Here is a 741-nt window from a genome sequence, read left to right on the forward strand (position 1 = left end):
GACAAATGGTAGAAAAAGAGAAGATTTTGAGAATCTCCTCTTTCGATATAGTTTTATTAACTTTAGATGGCTTGAGTTGTGAAGCTGCGGCTTTCAAGCACACGAATCATAGCATCTGCGGTATCCAAAGCGGTAAAGAGTGGCACACCGTGTTCAATAGCAGAGCTACGGATAGCAGCACCATCTTCGTCACAACTTCTCTTAGTACCAACAGTATTGATAATAGCTTGAACTTTTCCTGTACGAACAAGAGCAGGAATATCGTTATCATCATCTTCACCGAGTTTATTAACCACTGTTGCATCTAAACCGTGTTTGGCAAAGAAGTCCGCTGTTCCTTGTGTTGCAAAGATGCTGTAACCAACGTTGGCAAAGCGTTTCGCCAAACTAAGAGCTTCTTCTTTGCTATCATCAGATACCGTAAAGACAACGTTACCAAAGGCTGGCAAGTGGAAGTAAGACGCTTCAAAGGCTTTGTAAAGAGCTTTTTCAAGGGTTTGGTCTGAACCCATAACCTCACCAGTTGATTTCATTTCAGGACCAAGAAGGCTATCTACCTTGGCTAGTTTAGTGAATGAGAAGACTGGTGCTTTGACGTGTACAAAGTCAGACTCAGGATAAAGCCCATCTTTGTAACCAAGGTCAGCTAATGATTTACCAAGAATCAATTGGGTAGCTACTTGCGCCATTGGGATATTTGTTACTTTAGAAAGGAATGGCACGGTACGGCTGGCACGAGGG

Annotated in this window: 1 pseudogene; it reads right to left on the reverse strand. The window is 42.6% G+C overall.

What is annotated here, in order from left to right:
- Nucleotides 1–62: 62 nt before the first annotated feature.
- Nucleotides 63–741, reverse strand: a pseudogene (locus B3473_RS01025) (carbamoyl-phosphate synthase large subunit); the annotation flags it as partial.

It is taken from the genome of Streptococcus sp. UBA632 (assembly GCF_002300045.1).
In the GTDB taxonomy this organism is placed as follows: Bacteria; Bacillota; Bacilli; order Lactobacillales; family Streptococcaceae; genus Streptococcus; species Streptococcus alactolyticus.